Origin of the sequence: Streptomyces sp. NPDC046866 (genome assembly GCF_040704625.1) — a bacterium.
In the GTDB taxonomy this organism is placed as follows: Bacteria; Actinomycetota; Actinomycetes; order Streptomycetales; family Streptomycetaceae; genus Streptomyces.
This window is the reverse complement of record NZ_JBEYXN010000007.1, coordinates 246,909-262,446: the sequence shown is the minus strand read 5'-3', so window position 1 is coordinate 262,446 and position 15,538 is coordinate 246,909. Positions and strand designations below refer to the sequence as shown.

Annotated in this window: 16 protein-coding genes; 5 read left to right on the top strand and 11 right to left on the bottom strand. The window is 75.5% G+C overall.

The genetic code is table 11. From position 1 onward, the window contains the following. Positions 1–11 precede the first annotated feature (11 nt). From AB0953_RS14205 to AB0953_RS14195, 3 genes are all read right to left on the bottom strand, one after another. On the bottom strand, positions 12–239 hold the full coding sequence (locus tag AB0953_RS14205; protein ID WP_366859724.1) for a DUF6296 family protein: 228 nt from the start codon (positions 237–239) through the stop codon (positions 12–14). Between the two features lie 207 nt (positions 240–446). Beyond that, the gene (locus AB0953_RS14200; protein WP_366859723.1) at positions 447–1,067 is read right to left on the bottom strand and encodes an L-threonylcarbamoyladenylate synthase; all 621 of its coding nucleotides are present in this window, start codon (positions 1,065–1,067) and stop codon (positions 447–449) included. A 9-nt stretch (positions 1,068–1,076) separates the two neighbouring features. Then, positions 1,077–1,970, bottom strand: coding sequence for a LysR family transcriptional regulator (locus AB0953_RS14195; RefSeq protein ID WP_366859722.1), 894 nt, complete (start codon positions 1,968–1,970; stop codon positions 1,077–1,079). A 69-nt stretch (positions 1,971–2,039) separates the two neighbouring features. On the opposite strand from AB0953_RS14195, the gene AB0953_RS14190 reads away from it, so the two are divergent. Then, complete coding sequence (locus AB0953_RS14190) at positions 2,040–2,651, top strand: short chain dehydrogenase (protein WP_366859721.1); 612 nt, start codon at positions 2,040–2,042, stop codon at positions 2,649–2,651. A 16-nt stretch (positions 2,652–2,667) separates the two neighbouring features. Here the strand turns inward: AB0953_RS14190 and lysA are convergent, their stop codons facing one another. Together lysA and AB0953_RS14180 are read right to left on the bottom strand one after the other, a co-directional pair. After that, positions 2,668–4,002, bottom strand: a complete 1,335-nt coding sequence (gene lysA, locus AB0953_RS14185) for a diaminopimelate decarboxylase (RefSeq protein ID WP_366859720.1) — start codon at positions 4,000–4,002, stop codon at positions 2,668–2,670. Between the two features lie 14 nt (positions 4,003–4,016). After that, positions 4,017–4,382 carry an SAV_915 family protein gene (locus AB0953_RS14180; protein WP_366859719.1) on the bottom strand — a complete coding sequence of 122 codons (366 nt, stop codon included), beginning with the start codon at positions 4,380–4,382 and terminating at the stop codon, positions 4,017–4,019. Positions 4,383–4,676: 294 nt separating this feature from the next. On the opposite strand from AB0953_RS14180, the gene AB0953_RS14175 reads away from it, so the two are divergent. Beyond that, entirely contained in the window at positions 4,677–5,186 is a 510-nt protein-coding gene (locus AB0953_RS14175) for a hypothetical protein (RefSeq protein WP_366859718.1), read from the top strand. 30 nt (positions 5,187–5,216) lie between these two features. Here AB0953_RS14175 and AB0953_RS14170 read toward each other — a convergent pair whose 3' ends face one another. Continuing rightward, positions 5,217–6,200, bottom strand: a complete 984-nt coding sequence (locus AB0953_RS14170) for a cation diffusion facilitator family transporter (RefSeq protein ID WP_366859761.1) — start codon at positions 6,198–6,200, stop codon at positions 5,217–5,219. Between the two features lie 253 nt (positions 6,201–6,453). Between AB0953_RS14170 and AB0953_RS14165 the strand changes: the two genes are divergently transcribed. From AB0953_RS14165 to AB0953_RS14155, 3 genes are all read left to right on the top strand, one after another. Next, positions 6,454–6,789 (top strand): metalloregulator ArsR/SmtB family transcription factor, encoded by a 336-nt coding sequence (locus tag AB0953_RS14165; protein ID WP_366859717.1) that lies wholly within the window; start codon positions 6,454–6,456, stop codon positions 6,787–6,789. Positions 6,790–6,868: 79 nt separating this feature from the next. Next, positions 6,869–7,852 (top strand): NmrA/HSCARG family protein, encoded by a 984-nt coding sequence (locus AB0953_RS14160; protein WP_366859716.1) that lies wholly within the window; start codon positions 6,869–6,871, stop codon positions 7,850–7,852. Positions 7,853–7,949: 97 nt separating this feature from the next. Next, a complete protein-coding gene (locus AB0953_RS14155; RefSeq protein WP_366859715.1) occupies positions 7,950–8,969 on the top strand; it encodes a DUF1259 domain-containing protein in 1,020 nt (339 codons plus the stop codon). Between the two features lie 53 nt (positions 8,970–9,022). On the opposite strand, the gene AB0953_RS14150 is transcribed toward AB0953_RS14155, so the two are convergent. From AB0953_RS14150 to AB0953_RS14130, 5 genes are all read right to left on the bottom strand, one after another. Beyond that, on the bottom strand, positions 9,023–9,286 hold the full coding sequence (locus tag AB0953_RS14150) for a hypothetical protein (protein ID WP_366859714.1): 264 nt from the start codon (positions 9,284–9,286) through the stop codon (positions 9,023–9,025). Further along, complete coding sequence (locus tag AB0953_RS14145) at positions 9,283–11,202, bottom strand: peroxidase family protein (protein ID WP_366859713.1); 1,920 nt, start codon at positions 11,200–11,202, stop codon at positions 9,283–9,285. Before AB0953_RS14145 ends, AB0953_RS14150 begins: the two co-directional genes overlap by 4 nt. 103 nt (positions 11,203–11,305) lie before the next feature. Then, the gene (locus tag AB0953_RS14140; protein ID WP_366859712.1) at positions 11,306–12,661 is read right to left on the bottom strand and encodes a hypothetical protein; all 1,356 of its coding nucleotides are present in this window, start codon (positions 12,659–12,661) and stop codon (positions 11,306–11,308) included. Positions 12,662–12,696: 35 nt separating this feature from the next. Then, the gene (locus AB0953_RS14135; RefSeq protein ID WP_366859711.1) at positions 12,697–14,106 is read right to left on the bottom strand and encodes a cytochrome P450; all 1,410 of its coding nucleotides are present in this window, start codon (positions 14,104–14,106) and stop codon (positions 12,697–12,699) included. Beyond that, the gene (locus AB0953_RS14130; RefSeq protein ID WP_366859710.1) at positions 14,103–15,509 is read right to left on the bottom strand and encodes an FAD-linked oxidase C-terminal domain-containing protein; all 1,407 of its coding nucleotides are present in this window, start codon (positions 15,507–15,509) and stop codon (positions 14,103–14,105) included. Before AB0953_RS14130 ends, AB0953_RS14135 begins: the two co-directional genes overlap by 4 nt. Between the last annotated feature and the right edge of the window lie 29 nt (positions 15,510–15,538).

The window sequence follows — 15,538 nt, the reverse complement described above, 5'->3', positions numbered from 1 at the left end:
GGGTCCCGCGGTCATTCCAGCGGCCGGACCCGGACCACGCGGGCCGGGTTCTGGCCACCGCCGGAGGCCAGCACGCGCACCTCGCCCCGGTCGCTGATCTCGGCCCGCACGATGCCCGTCGCATCGGCGTAGACCGGGTGCCCGCCCGGCCCCGCCTGCCCGGTGGCCGTCACCACCACGACGTCCTCACCGGCGTCCGGGCCCTCGGAAAACACCAGCTCGTACCCCTGGGAACTCATCCGCGCCCTCCTTCGCCGGGCGGAAAGGAGCGTCCTGTCTCCATCATGCGCGCAGCGCGGGAACGGCGCATCGCACCTCGGCCAACGAGTCGATCATCCGCCGCCGGACGGCGGGCGCGGTGGCGCGGGCGCGGGGGAAGGAGGGCGGGCCGCCGCCATCGAGGCGAGACGGCCCGAATTCGCCGGGGATCCGGAGTTCCGGGCGGGTCACTCGAACCGGGTGGTGTCGCCCGCCCCGCGGCGCACGATCTCCGCTCCGCCCCCGGAGAAGTCCACCACCGTGGTCGGCTCGGTCCCGCAGTCGCCCGAGTCCACCACGATGTCCACGACGTGGTCGAGCCGCTCCTTGATCTCCCAGCCCTGGGTGAGGGGTTCGGCCTCGTCGGGCAGGAGCAGCGTGCTGGACAGCAGCGGCTCGCCCAGCTCGGCGAGCAGCGCCTGGGTGACGGCGTGGTCGGGGATGCGCACGCCGACCGTCCGCTTGCGCGGGTGCAGCAGTTGGCGGGGCACCTCCCGCGTCGCCGGCAGGATGAAGGTGTAACTGCCGGGCGTGGCCGCCTTGATCGCGCGGAACACGTCGTTGCCGATGTTCACGAACTGGCCCAGCTGGGCGAAGTTCTGGCACACCAGCGTGAAGTGGTGCCGGTCGTCGAGGCGCCGGATGGACCGGATGCGGGAGAGGCCGTCGCGGTTGCCCAACTGGCAGCCCAGCGCGTAGCAGGAGTCGGTCGGGTACGCGACGAGCGCGCCGGAGCGGATGCTGTCGGCGACGCCGCCGATCGTGCGGTGCTGCGGGTTCTCGGGATGGACGTCGAAGTACTTCGCCATCCGCCGAGCCTAGCGCGGCCGGGCGGCCGCGGCCGCGCCGGACAGGCAGCGGCGGGCATGGGCGAGGAAGCCGGCCGTCGCGGCGTGGGTCGGCCGCACGGGCGCGAGGAAGCGGACGGTCACCGGGGCGGCCCCGGCGAGCGGCAGGTAGCGGACGCCGGGGTACGGGTGGCTGTGCCGGGTGGCCTCGGCGGTGACGCCCACGGCCTCGCCCGTCGCGATGGCGGTGAGCCACTCGTCGACGTTGGCGACCTCCCGCGTGTCCGCCGGGCCGCGCCCCTGGGGCCACAGCCCGGGGCCGGTGGTGGCGGCGGTCGCGCACAGCACCACGGTGCGCTCCGCGAGCTCGTCCAGGGTGACCGCCTCCCGCGCGGCCAGCGGATCGTCCTCGCTCAGGGCCGCGATGCGCGGCTCGCGGTACAGGGCCGCGGCCCGCAGTCCGGCCGCGTCCCCGCCCTCGGGCAGGGTGCGGACGAATGCGGCGTCGATCCCGCCGCGGCGCAGCGCGGCCACCGGATCGTCGAGCCGGTGCACCTGGACCGGGAGGTCCGGGTGCTCGCGGCGCCAGTCGCGCAGCAGCGCCACGGTGTGCGCGCCCAGGGCGGCCCAGGCGAAGCCGATGCGCAGCGGGCGGGGGTGCGGGCCGGCCGCGGCCTCGGCGAGCGCGTCGTCGAGCTGGGTGAGGATGCGGTGGGCGTGCTCCCACAGGCGCCGGCCCGCGGGGGTGAGGGCGAGGCGGCGCGTCGTGCGTTCCACCAGCGTGGTGCCGAGGCGCTGCTCCAGCTGGTCGAGGGTGCGGGACAGGGCGGGCTGGCCCACCCGGAGCACGGCCGCCGCGCCCGTGATGCTGCCCTCGTCGCCGATCGCCGCCAGGGCCCGCAGGTGCCGCAACTCCACATTCATGACCACCGAGCATAGATGCCGCCGGAACGGCATTTCCCCGGCCGCGGACCGCTCGCCTAGCGTCGGGGCATGCGAATCCTCCTCATCGGCGCGGGCGGCCGGCTCGGCACCGCCGTCCACCAGGCCCTGACCGCCCGCGGCCACACGGTGGTCACCGCCGGCCGGACCGGCGGCGACCTGCGCTTCGACATCACGGACCCGGCGCAGATCACCGCGCTGTACGACGCGGCAGGGCAGGCCGGGCCGCTGGACGCCGTGGCCAGCGCCGCCGGCTCCGTCCCGTACAAGCCGCTCGCCGACATGACCCCCGCCGACTGGACGGCGGCCTTCCACGGCAAGGTGCAGAGCCAGGTCGAGCTGGTCCGCCAGGGCACCGCACGCATCTCGCCGCGCGGCTCGTTCACCCTGATCACGGGCGTCCTGGCCCGCAGCCCGATCATCACCGGCACCGCCGCGTCCCTGGCCAACGGAGCCGTCGAGGCCTTCGTCCGGGCGGCTGCGGTCGAGATCGCCCCGCAGCGCGTCAACGCGATCAGCCCCACCGTGTTCACGGAGGCGCTGGACGTCTACGGCGACCACTTCCCGGGTTTCCCCCCGGTCCCCCTGGCCGACGTGGCGCAGGCCTACGTCCGCACCGTCGAGGGACCGGAGACGGGCCGCATCCTGAAGCTGGGCGACTGACCGCGTCCGCGGCGGCTCACGCCCCCACGTCGCGGCTGCGGAAGTCCGACAGGGTCTCGCGGCGGACCAGGAGGCGCGCCGTGCCGGCGTGGACGGCGACGAGCGGCGGGCGGCCGACCATGTTGTAGCCGGAGGCCATGGACAGCTGGTACGCCCCCGCCACCGGGACGGCGAGCAGATCGCCCGGCCGGAGGTCGCCGGGCAGCTGCACTCCGGCGGCGAGGACGTCGCCCGCCTCGCAGTGCCGCCCGGCCACGGTCGCCGCGCACGGGGCGGCCACGGAGCGGCGGCCGACCAGCCGCGGCGCGTAGCGCGCCCCGTACAGCGCGGGCCGCGGGTTGTCGCCCATGCCGCCGTCCACCGCCACGAACACCCGGCCGGCGGTGTGCTTCACGGACAGGACCCGGTACAGGGCGACCCCCGCAGGGCCGACCACCGCCCGCCCGGGCTCGACCGCGAGCCTCGGCACGGGCAGGCGCGCCGCGGCGCAGCTCGCCGCGAGCTCGGCGCGCAGCCGCCGGGCGAGGACCGCGAGGTCGAGCGCGGGCTCGCCGGGCCGGTAGGCGATGCCGTGCCCGCCGCCCATGTCGAGCTCGGGCAGCACCACGCCGTGCGCGTCGCGGATGCGGGCCATCAGGCCCACCATGCGCCGCAGCGCGGCCGCGTACGGCTTGACCTCGGTGATCTGCGAGCCGATGTGGCAGTGCAGGCCCGTCAGTTCCAGCCCCGGCTGCGCCAGGATCCGGGGGACGGCGTGCTGCGCCGAGCCGTCGGTGAGGGACAGTCCGAACTTCTGGCCGTCGGTCCCGGTCCGGATCTTCTCGTGCGCCCCGGCCGCGATGCCGGGGACCACGCGGAGCATCACCTTCTGCCGGCCGCCGCGGCCCACGGCGGCGACCAGCCGCGCGATCTCCGACGGGCTGTCGATGACGATCCGCCCGACCCCGAGCCGCAGCGCCGTGCCGATGTCGCGCGGTGACTTGGCATTGCCGTGCAGGACGATCCGCTCCGCCGGAACTCCGGAGGCAACGGCCAGTTCGAGCTCGCCCGCGGAGCACGCGTCCAGCCCGAGGCCCTCCTCGGCGACCCAGCGCGCCATGGCGCGCGACAGGAACGCCTTGGCCGCGTACAGGACGTCGGCGTCCGGGAAGGCTTCCCGGTACGTGCGGCAGCGGGCCCGCACCTCGCCCTCGTCCAGGACGTACGCGGGGGTGTCGAACCGGTCGGCGATCCCGGTCAGCGGCACTCCGCCGACGGCGAGGTCGCCGTGCGGGAGCCGGGCCGTCGACGCGGGCCAGACGGACAGGTCGTCCGCACCGGTGGGGGTGCCGGACAGCAGGGCCGTGGTCATGGAGCCGCCCCCCCTCAGACGGTCCGGACCGGGAGCGGGGCGGGCCGCCCGGGCCGCTGCTCCGGCGCGGCGGCGCGGACGGGCGCGGCCGACAGCGTCGGATCGACGGTGACGAGCCCCGCTCCCAGCGGCTCGCACAGCTGCCGCAGCACCGCCGCGGCCAGCCGGATGTACGGGTGCCCCTCGCCCAGGGTCGCCGCCAGCCGCTCGGCACTGGTGAAGCCGACGGCCGTGCGCGCGCCCAGCGGGGTGCGGAACAGCCGGACCACCGCCCCCGTACCGCCGCCACCGCCTCCTCCCGGCCGGACGGGCACGTACAGGAGTCCGGCCGGGACCCGTTCCTCGGGCTCGGGATCGTCGTCGTAGCGGAACAGACACATGGGGCCCTCCCAGGGCAGCGATGCGGCGGTCGGCACCGCCCCGGCTGCCGTGGGGCAGCCGGGGCGCGACGTCGAAGCTACGCCCGCTGCCGCGCCGGGCGCGCCGCCTCCTGACGGGACCTTGACGCCGAAAGCCCGCGTCTGTACGCGGTACTGACGCTGCGTCGGCCGCAGCGTCGGGAACGCGTCAGAAATGGCCGTCCTCGCGCCACTGAGCGGGGTATGCGGAATGCCGCACCCGCCCCTGGGTAGTTGAATGTGCCGTACATCTTGATCGAGTGAGGAGGGATTCCGATGGCCGGACCGAAGGTGGTCGAGGACAGGGGCTGGGCCCCGGACGCGCGGGCCTCGGCCGGCACCGCCGTGGTGCTGACGGCACTGCTGCTGGGCGTCGATGCGGCCGCCGGATTCGGCGACTGGCAGCGCGCGGCGGTCTGGACCGGGCTCGGCGCCGTCCTGTTCGCCGTGCTGTGGCCCACCCGCGTCAGCGCCGCCCCCGGCCTGCTGACCACCCGCGGACTGCTGCGCCGCCGCCGGGTCCGCACCGACCGGCTCGCCGCGGTCGTCTGGCACGAAGGAATCTCCCAGCGGCTCGTGCTGACGGACACCCTGGGCAACAGCGTCGAGGTCGACCCGCGCGTCCTCGCGGCCAACCCGCCCCTGTGGCACCGGGTCGGGCAGGACATCGGCACGAGCGTGTCCAGCGGCACCCTCTCCGAGGGGCTGGATCCGCTGCAGCGCCTCTCACGGCTGATCGACTGCGAAACCGCCCAGGCCGTCTTCCGGGCCTCCGCCCTGACCTGATCGCCGCGGGCGGGGCGGCCCCGCCTGACGTCAGGACGCCACGGCGTGGTGGGCCAGCGCCGCGTGCGGATCGCCGCCGCCGTCCTCGCCGGTGTGGTCGATGTGCACCGTCGCCGCGGTCAGCCGCGGCACGGCGTGGATCAGCGCGTGCTCGGCCTCCACGGCCAGCGCGTGCGCCTCGACCACCGTCAGGTGCGCGTCCACGACGATGTCCGCCTCGGCCCGCAGCGTGTGGCCGATCCACCTCATCCTGACCTGTCCGGTGCCGCGGACGCCGCCCACCGCGAGCAGCGCGCCCTGCGCGGCGTCCACCAGGGCCGGGTCCACGCAGTCCATCAGGCGCCGCCCGACCTCCCGCGCCGCGTCCCGGAGCACCACGAGGATGGCCCCGGTGATCAGCAGGCCGACGACCGGGTCGGCGGCCTTCCAGCCGAGCGCGGATCCGGCCGCGCCGAGCAGGACCGCGAGCGAGGTGAATCCGTCGGTGCGGGCGTGCAGTCCATCCGCGACGAGCGCCGCCGAGCCGATCCGGCGGCCGGTGCGGATCCGCAGCCGGGCCACCCACTCGTTGCCCGCGCATCCGGCCAGGGCGGCCCCCGCGACCGCCCACAGGTGCGTGACCTCGCGCGGGGCGAGGAGCCGCTCGACGCCCTGGTACGCCGCCAGCGCGCAGGACGCCGCGATGGCCAGGACCACGGCGACCCCGGCCAGGTCCTCGGCGCGGCCGTAGCCGTAGGTGTAGCGGCGGTTCGCCGCGCGCCGCCCGAGGGCGAAGGCGATGCCGAGCGGCAGCGCGGTCAGCGCGTCGGCGGCGTTGTGGACGGTGTCGCCGAGCAGGGCCACCGACCCGGACAGTGCGGCGACGCCGGCCTGGACGGCCGCGGTCAGGCCGAGGATGCCGAGGGACAGCCACAGCGTCCGCAGGCCCTCCCGGGAGGCCTCCAGCTCCCGGTCGACCCTCTCCGCCGTGTCGTGGCGGTGCGGTGCGGCCCGACGGGCCAGGCGGGCGATCAGGCGGCCGCGACGGCTGCAGCGGGCGGGGCCGTGGCCGTGCACGTGCCCGTCCCCGTGCGGGCCGTCGTGCCCGTGTTCGTGTCCGTGTCCGTGTCCGTCGTGCCCGTGCCGGTCGTGTCCGTGCCCGTCGTGTTCCTGTCCTTCGTGTCCGTGCCCGTGCCCGCGTACGTGCTGGTGGTCGCTCACGGCGTGCTCGCTTCCGACGAGGACGGCAGAGGCGGACGCGTCCGCGCCCGACGCCTATTATGTGCGTATGAGCGCACGCATGCACCTCTCACCTGCGCAGGCCTCGCACCCGCAACAGCCGGGCCCCCGCGCCTACGAAGCCGCGGCGCAGCTCCTCGCCCTGCTGGCCGACCGCACCCGCCTCGCGCTCCTGCACACCCTGGCCGGGGGCGAGGCGGACGTGGCCACCCTGACCGGGGCCGTCGGCGCCGCCCGCCCCGCCGTCAGCCAGCACCTGGCCCGGCTGCGCATGTCCGGCCTGGTCACCACGCGCAAGGAGGGCCGCCGGGTCGTCTACGCGCTGACCGACGTCCACCTCGAGCGGCTGGTCGCCGAAGCCCTCGACGCGGCCGGCCGCCGGTAGCCGCACGGCCGGGGCCGCCAAGGCCGTGATCATGGCCACATGCGCTGGACCTCAACTCCGCTTGAGGAAGCAGGCTTCGGTGGACAGCACCAAGGGGCCGCAGCCGCCGACCCCGCCCCTGCGCGCCATCGAGGAGCCCGCCATGTCCGACCCCCGCGTCATCCTGGTCACCGGAGCCACCGGCCGGCAGGGCGGTGCCACCGCCCGCGCCCTGCTCTCCCGCGGCTGGGGCGTCCGCGCGCTCGTCCGCGACCCGGAGCACCCCGCGGCCCGCCCCCTGCGGGCGCACGGCGCGGTCCTGGTCCGCGGTGACCTCGACGACCCGGACTCGCTCGACGCGGCGGCGCGCGGTGCGTACGGCGTCTTCAGCGTCCAGCCCATGCCGCAGCCCGGCCCCGGAGGCTACGAGGCCGAGGTCCGCCGGGGCAGGGCGGTCGCCGACGCCGCCGCCCGAGCCGGCGTCGCGCACTTCGTGTACGCCTCCGTCGACGGGGCCGGACGGCCCGGCGGGGTACCGCACTTCGCCAGCAAGGGGGAGATCGAGCGGTACGTCGCGGAGCTCGGCCTGCCCGCGACCGTCCTGCGCCCCACCTTCTTCCCCACGAACTTCCACGACATGGGCCCGCAGTGGGTCGGCGGCGAACTCGTCCTGTCCCTCGCGATCACCCCGCGGACCACCTTGAAGTTCATCACCCCCGAGGACGTCGGCGCCTTCGCCGCCGACGCCTTCGACACCCCCGCCGAGCACCTCGGCCGCACCCTCGAGCTCGCCGCGGACGAGCTGACCGGCCCGCAGATGGCGGAGGTCTTCGCCCGGGCCGCCGGCCGCCCCGTCCGCTTCCGCTCCCAGCCGGTCGAGGAGGTCCGGCAGTACAGCGAGGAGATGGCCGCCATGTTCGAGTGGTTCGACTCCGTCGGCTTCCTCGCGGACGTGCCGGCGGTGCGCGCCCGCCGCCCGCAGCTGGCCACCCTGGACGACTGGGCCCGCAAGGAGTGGACCGTGCCGGCCCCGAACCCCGGCGGGGCGGCTGACGCGCACGATCGGGTGCAGCCCCACGGATGAGTCCGTGACCCGTACGGCCCGCACCCGTCACGGGTCTGCGCGTGGCGGCGCCGCCCCCGTGGTTGCCTGGCAGCCCCACGGATGGAGGTGCCGGGCCATGACCCGAGACCGACGAAGCGGCGGGGACGCCCCCGCCGGGACCCCCAGGCGCCGGCTGCTCGCCGCGGCCGCGTCGCTGACCCCCGTACTGGCCGCGGGCGCAGTGGCCGCGGCGGCAGGCGCAGCCCGCGCCGAGCCCGCCGCGCCCGCCGCACCGGCCGCCCCGCAGCCCAGCCGCCCGCTCCCCACCACGGACGCGGACTGGCAGGGCGTCGCCGACGCACTGGGGCGCGCCGGCCGGGTGATGGCGGGCACGGTGTACCGGGTCGGCTTCCCCCGCCGGGACCTGCACGTCGTCTCGCAGGGCATCACCATCCAACCGGGCCTCGCCCTCAGCTCGTACGCCGCCTTCACCCGGTACGACGACGGGCAGACCGTGGTGCGCGGCGACCTCGTCGTCATCGAGGCCGAACTCCAGCGGGCCACCGACACCCTCCACGCCCAAGGCTTCGAGCAGACCGCCATCCACAAGCACCTGCTCGCCCATGAACCCGACGTGTGGTGGACCCACTTCCACGGCATGGGCCCCGACCCCGTCGAGCTGGCGCGGGCCCTCAAGGCGGCCCTCGACACCACCGGCACGCCCGCGGCCGTGGCGGCGCCGGCCACGCCGGCGCCGCTCGACCTCGAGACCGCCGCCATGGATGCCGCACTGGGCACCACCGGCACCCACGACGGCGGGATCCACAAGTACAGCTTCGCCCGTCGCGAGACCGTCACCGACGACAACCGCATCCTGCCCTGGGCGACGGGCGTGACCACCGTGCTGGCGTTCCAGCCCCTCGGCGGCGGCCGGGCCGCCGTCAACGGCGACTTCGTGATGACCGCCCACGAGGTCCAGCACGTGCTCACCGCCCTGCGCGCCGGCGGCCTCTCCGTGATCGAGCTGCACAACCACGGGCTGATGGACGAACCGCGCCTCTTCTACACCCACTTCTGGGGAGTCGGCGACGGCGTCGCCCTCGCGCGGGCCCTGCGCACCGCCGTGGACGCCACCGACACCGCACCGCCCGGCTGACCGCACCGCCCGGCTGACCGGACGGCGCGGCGGAGCGGTGCGGTGCCGGCGGGCTAGCGTGCGCGGCCGGCGGCCGCGTCCAGCTGGTCGGCGGAGCGGGCCAGGCTCTCCGCCGCCGTGGCGCAGCGGTCGGCCAGGTCCTCGACCCGCCACCGGAAGGCCTCGGCCTGCGGCCCCTTCCAGTCGAGGGCCAAGGCCCCGGCCCGCAGCCGCCGTGCGTGCTCGTGCAGGGCGTCCGCGTGGGTGCGCAACCCGTCGGAGGGCGAGGACGGGGGCCGGGCCTCGGCACGGGGCGCGGGGATGCGGCCCGGGTTCACACGGTCCTCCAGGGGGCGAAGGCGTTGGCGACGCCGTCCAGGGCGGGCGCGAGTTCGGGGTGGTGGCGCAGGAGCACGGTGACCATGGTGTTGCGGTCGACCCATTCGAGGCCTTCGGCCGTGTAGATCTCCGGCCGGTAGTCGGTGGTGAAGAAGCGGTCGCTCTTGAGGCGCCGGCTGGCCATGAGGATGAAGATCCGGAACAGCGAATCGCTGAATCCGAAGCCCGCGGGCCGCGGTTCGGCGAGGTTGCCGACGAGGGTGTCGACGCGGTCGAGACGGCCTTCGTAGAGCTCCTTCAGCAGGGGAGTGTCGCCGGGGTGGCCGCCGGTGAGTTCCTCGAAGGAGCGGACGGGTCGCTTGCGGAGCATCTGCCGGTAGGCGTTGTAGCGCGGGATGCCCCGTTCGCGGTCGCGCAGGATGTCGACGGTGCCGAGGTCGATGTGCTCGCCGGTCAGCCGGGCCAGGTTCCTCAGTGCGTCGGGGTGGTTGTGCAGGACGAGGGCGCCGGGGTGGGAGGTGCCGAAGGAGTAGAACAGGTCGCTCATGCCGAAGTCGTCGACGCAGGAGCGGGTGGTGCGGCCCTGCATGTCGTCGAAGCCGATCGTCTTGCGCAGGCGGCCCCCGCGGTGGTCGTGGACCGCCAGCTCGTCCGGGATCAGCGGGTGCAGGCGGTATGCGGAGACGAACTCCTCGGTCATGGAGAACGGGGCCGCGTGGTGGTCGGTGGGGGAGCCGAGGATGCCGCTGAGCATTTCGCCGCTGCCGATCCGGCCGAAGGCCTTGCTGACCCAGCGGGGGAGGACTCCGTACCAGTTCGCGTTCATCGCGTGGTGCAGCACGGGCGTGTCGAGGATGCCCGGGGTCCACTCCACCGTGTGGATCTTCGCCATGAGGGCGGTGTTGACCAGCCGCGCCGTGTGGAAGAGGCGCTCGTCGTCCCAGGTGGGGTAGTGCGAGCGCAGGAAGTCGCAGATCGCGTTGTGCTCCTTGGCGAACAGCGTGTGCAGCAGCGACAGCCCCGCCCAGTAGTCGCTGTTCATCCCCGTCCAGTCCAGGCAGTCCCGGCCCGGCCGCGGATCGGCGGGCAGCCGGCCGTCCTCCACGATGAGCCGCCCGCCCTCCGCGGTGCGCAGGGCGCGGCAGCGCTCCTCGTCCGAGCCGTAGAGCTGCGAGCCGTCCCACCAGTGGGTGACCGTGTTCTCGTAGGTCGGCGGGGCGTCCGGCGAGGTGTGCGCCACCGGGTCGGGGCGGGTGCGGTTGATGCGCATCGGGCAGGTGCCCCCGTGCACCTCCCAGTCGTCGTCCTCGGCCAGCGGGACGGTGAAGGGTTCGGCGGTCTCGTTGTCGCCGTGGTTGGCCCAGCCGTGGTTCTCGAACTGGATCCAGGCCGCCGCCAGCAGGTTCAGCGAGGTCGCCGGCACGAAGCCCCTGCGGGCCAGCAGGTGCCTGCTGATCTCGCGCGGGCTGGGCGACATCAGCGCCTCCTCGTCCTCGGGGAAGACCAGGTCGAGCGGGGCGTTGCGGTCGAGGCGGGTGCCGACCCGGCCCATGTCCACGTCGTACGGGTCGTAGCCGGAGCCGTCGTACGAGCGGTACGGCAGCAGGCTGGAGGTGGTGCGGCGCGGGCGCTCGCCGCCGGCGCCGTAGGTGTCGTACAGGTTCTTGCGGCGCAGGTCGTCGCGGAGCACCCGCAGGTTCAACAGCCCGAGCGGCAGCGGCAGTTCGTGCCACTCCTTGTACGCGTTGATCTGGGCGAACGCGGCCGAGCCGAGGCGTTCGAGGAGGCCGGGCGGGCAGGGGGCGGGCGGCTGCGGCGGCCGGGCGGCGTGCCCCGGCAGGCCCGCGGGGCCCGGGGCGGGCGCGGACTGCCCGGGGGCGGGCCCGGTCTGCTCGGCGGAGGTGGTGTCGGTCATGGCGCTCCTCGGCGTCGGCGTCGGCGGTGGGATGCGGGGAAGGGGAGGCGCGGAAGGAGGGTGCGGGCAGGGGGTCGCCAGGTGCGGGCGGGGAGGCCCGCGCTCAGCGGTCGTACAGCCGGAAGAAGCGGGCGGCGCCCATCCGGCCCCGGTAGGCGGAAAGTTCGGCGTCCACGTGCTCCCGGGCGTCGGGCACGTCGTGCTCCAGGTTGTGCGCGTACCGCTCGGCGGCATGGCACAGCGGGAAGGCGTGCGTGTCGTCGGTCCACGTGAACTCGGTGAACTGCTCGGGCAGGGCGTACGCGGACACCGACGACCGACCCTCCAAGCTGGGGACCACGTCGTGCTCGTTGACGAGCGAGCAGACCCGGGTCCGCGGGTCGGCGGGGCGCTTGCCGTCGACGGGCGAGCCGATCGCGATCACGTGCGTGACCCGGTACACCGCGCAGAAGTCCCGGTCGGCGGCCAGGTTCATGGCGGTGATCCCGCCGAGGCTGTGCCCGACGAGGGCCAGCTGCGCACCGGAGGGCACCACGTGCCGCAGCGCCTGGCACACCGCCCTGGAGTACGGGGTGGAGGGCCTGGCCACCGCATGCACGGCGCCCAACAGGTCCTGCGGGCTCTCGCCCCTGAGCCCCGACATGCCGGCGAGCTGGACGACGTACCGGCGGACGCCGTCGGGGCCCGTGACCGGCTGCACCAGCAGCGTGCCGTCGGTGCCGACCGCGTCGATGTTGCGGACGTACCCGGCGATGGTGCCGGTGGTGTCGAGTCGGTCGGCGAGGGCAGGTGCGGGGATGAAGGGCTCGGCCCGGCCGGGCCCGCGGTCGAGGAACGCCCACACGCGGGCGGCGACGCCGAGCACGGGTTCGGCGCCGGTCAGGGTACGGCCGGTGGCCACCTCCCAGCCCGCCTCGTCGTTGAGGGGGTTCTCATCGGTGAGCGCGTTCCAGGCGAGGATGTCCGCGAAGGCGGGCGCGAGCAGCGCGAAGGTGCGCTCGGCGCCCTTCCGGCCGAGGATGGCGCGGAAGACGCGGACCGCCTCCCGCTGCCGGTCCTCCTCGATGGCCCGGAGCACCTTGGCGGTGTCCGGATCGCCGAGCAGCTCCGGATGGTGGACGGCGGCGGCCCGGATCCGGCCCTTCAGACCCGTCACGGCCAGACTCACCGCGAGGCTCTCGCGGCTGGTGAACACCCCGACGAGCCGGCCGACCCGGGCGAGGCCGCGGCCGCGCGCCGCCCAGCCCAGGCCCTTGGGGTCGGTGATCGCCCGCAGCAGGGTGCGCCGGGCGGGGCCGCCTCGGGAACCGCGCGGCAGCCGGGAGCCGAGGGCGAGCTCGGACGCGTACCGGGAGGCCTCGCCCACGCCGTCGGCGGCCTCTGCCAGCAGGCGGCACATCGCGTGCAGGGAGTCGACGTCGGGCTCGTGCCCGGTGACGGCGGTCAGGGCATCGGTCATGCGGGGCCTCCGGGGCAGGGGTGGGAGCAGGGACGTCAGCGCGGGGCGAGGGTGAGCCGGATGCCCGCCGAGGCGAGGATGCCGGGCAGTGCCAGGGACGGGTCCAGGGCCGGCCGGCCGCCGGCGACCCGGTGGCCGCGGAGCACCGCCGCGACCAGCCCGGCGGCCGTGAACACCCCCAGGTGCTCGCCGGGGCAGCGCCCGCCGCCGTGGCTGAACGGCGCCATCCGGATGTCCCCGGCCGCCTCGGCCTCCAGCCAGCGCGCCGGCACGAACCGGTGGGCCGCCGGAACCTGTTCGGGATCGCGCTGGTGGAACAGGGCGGGCACCAGCACGGCCGTCCCCGCCGGATAGCGGACCCCGCGCCACTCGGTCTCCTCGCGGGTGACCCGCACCAGGTCCGGGACGACCGGATACAGGCGCAGCGTCTCCTGCACACAGGCGCGCAGGCGGGGGAGTTCCGGGGGGCCCGCCTCCACCTCGGCCCGGGCGGCGTCCTGTTCGGCGGGGTGCGCGGCGAGCAGCAGCAGGGTCCGGGCGACGGTCGGGGCGACCGCGTCCAGGGCGAGCAGCCAGTGGTGGGCCTGACCGACCGGGTCCAGCGCGGCGGCGTCGGGGCCGGCCGCGGCCGGGTGGCTGCGGGCGAGCGCCGCGAGGGTGTGCGGTTCGGCGCGGGCCGCGTACTCCTCGACGCGGGCGGCGGCCCGCGCGTACAGGGCCTCGGCGGCCGCGGCCCGCCCCTTGCGCATCCGCATCCAGTTGGCCTCCTCGCGCAGGGCGAGCAGCCAGCGGGCGAGTTCCTCGTCGCCTGCGGCCGCGTCGCCGAGGACCATCCGGCGGCCGATCCGGGCCGCCGTCCGGCGCAGCCGCGGGAAGTCCAGCTCGGCGTCGCGGGTCAGGGCCGGGGCCTCCTCGTCCAGGAGGGCCTGGAACTCCCGGCACGACGGGTGCAGCGGCCGGCTCGCCGCGAGCACCTCGTCGTTGATGCGCCTGCGCTCCTCGCGGGTGTCGCCGTGGGAGCAGATCACGCCCGTGGGCTCCAGCAGCGACAGCCCCTTGTACTTGTCCGGCGCGTCCAGGGCGAGGGTGCGCACCGGCAGCTCGTAGAACTGCCGGACGTCCCGCTGGTCGAGCAGCACGAGCAGCGGCCCGGACAGGCCGCGCACCTCCACGGGGGCCCCGCCGTGCCGGGCACGCATGGCCCGCAGGGTCGCCGCGGACCACCCCTGCTGGCCGACGGCCGCGTACGCCGCCACGACGCGGGGCCGCAGGTGGAACGCGCCGCGGACGAAGGCGGGCACGGTGTGGGTCGCGGCGAAGCGGAGGGTCTCGGCGCGGCCGGCCCGGGCGGGCCGCGGTACGAGGGGCCGGCGCGCGGCGGCGGCCGGTGCTGCGGTGGCGGCGGCCGGCGCCGCGCCGGAGACTGCGCTTGGGTCCTCGGTCATGCCTCCACGACCTTGCCGGGGTTCAGCAGGTTCTTCGGGTCGAACAGCCGCTTGAGGCCGCGCTGCAGCTCCAGGCTGGCCGGGTCGAGCTCGCGCGTCAGCCAGTCCCGCTTGAGGGTGCCGATGCCGTGCTCTCCGGTGCTGGTGCCGCCCAGGGCGAGGCCCGCCGCCATGATGTCGTCGTACGCGGTCCGGGCGCGGCGGAACTCGTCGGCGTCCGACTCGTCGAACACGACCGTGGGGTGCAGGTTGCCGTCCCCGGCGTGGCCCAGCGTGAAGATCCGCAGCCGGTGGCGGCGGGCGATCTCCTCGATGGTGCCCATGAACTTGGCCAGTTCGGAGCGGGGCACGGCCACGTCCTCGATGAAGGCGGTGGGCTTCCCGGGGAGCGTCGCGGCGAAGGCCCCCAGCGCCGGGGAGACCAGCCGCCGCGCCTCGATGATCCGCCGGGATTCCTCGGCGGTGGTCGCGGTGACGACGTTCTGGGCGCCCGCGCCCTTGCACAGCAGCGTCATCGCCATCAGGTCGCGGATCGGGTCCGCGCTGTCGCTCTCGACGATGAGCGTGGCCGCGGCCCCGGCCTCCAGCAGCGGGTGCCCGTGGTCCGAGACCGCCTGGGAGGTGGCCCGGTCGAGGAGTTCGAGCGCGGACGGCACGTGTCCCGCCGCGGTGATCGAGGCGACGGCCTCCCCCGCCTGCGCCAGGCTCGGGAACTGCGCGAGCAGCGACAGGGCGGGCGGCCGGACCGGGCGCAGGCCGAGCGTCGCGCCGACGATGACCGCGAGGGTGCCCTCCGAGCCGACGAGCAGCCGGGTCAGGTCGTAGCCCGCGACCCCCTTGACGGTGTCGCGCCCGGTGCGCATTCGGCGCCCGTCGGGCAGGACCAGGTCCAGGCCGCGCACGTAGTCGGCGGTGACCCCGTACTTGACGCAGCAGATCCCCCCGGCGCCCGTCGCGATGTTCCCGCCGATGGTGCAGTGCTCCCAGGAGGCCGGGTCGGGCGGGTAGCTCAGGCCGTGCTCGGCGACGGCGTCGTTGAGGCGCTTGGTGACGACGCCCGGCTCGCAGCGCACGAGCCGGTTGGCGGGGTCGACCTCCAGGATGCGGTCCATCCGTGCGGTGTTCAGCACGATGCAGCCGTCGACCGCGTTCGCGGCGCCCGCGAGCCCGGTCCGCGCGCCCTGCGGGACGACGGGGACGCCCAGCTCGTACGCGGTGCGCATGATGTGCTGCACCTGCTCGGCCGTGCGCGGGAAGGCGACGGTGGCGGGGACGCCGGCCTCCGAGAACGGCGCGGCGTCCCGGGCGTACGCGTTCAGCGTCTCGGGGTCGGTGTGCAGGACGTCCGCATGGTCGGTGAGGAGGGTGCGCAGGCGGGAGAGGAGGGGTGTGTCGGGGGACATTCGGGCCTTCCGGAGGTCGTGGCGGTGGC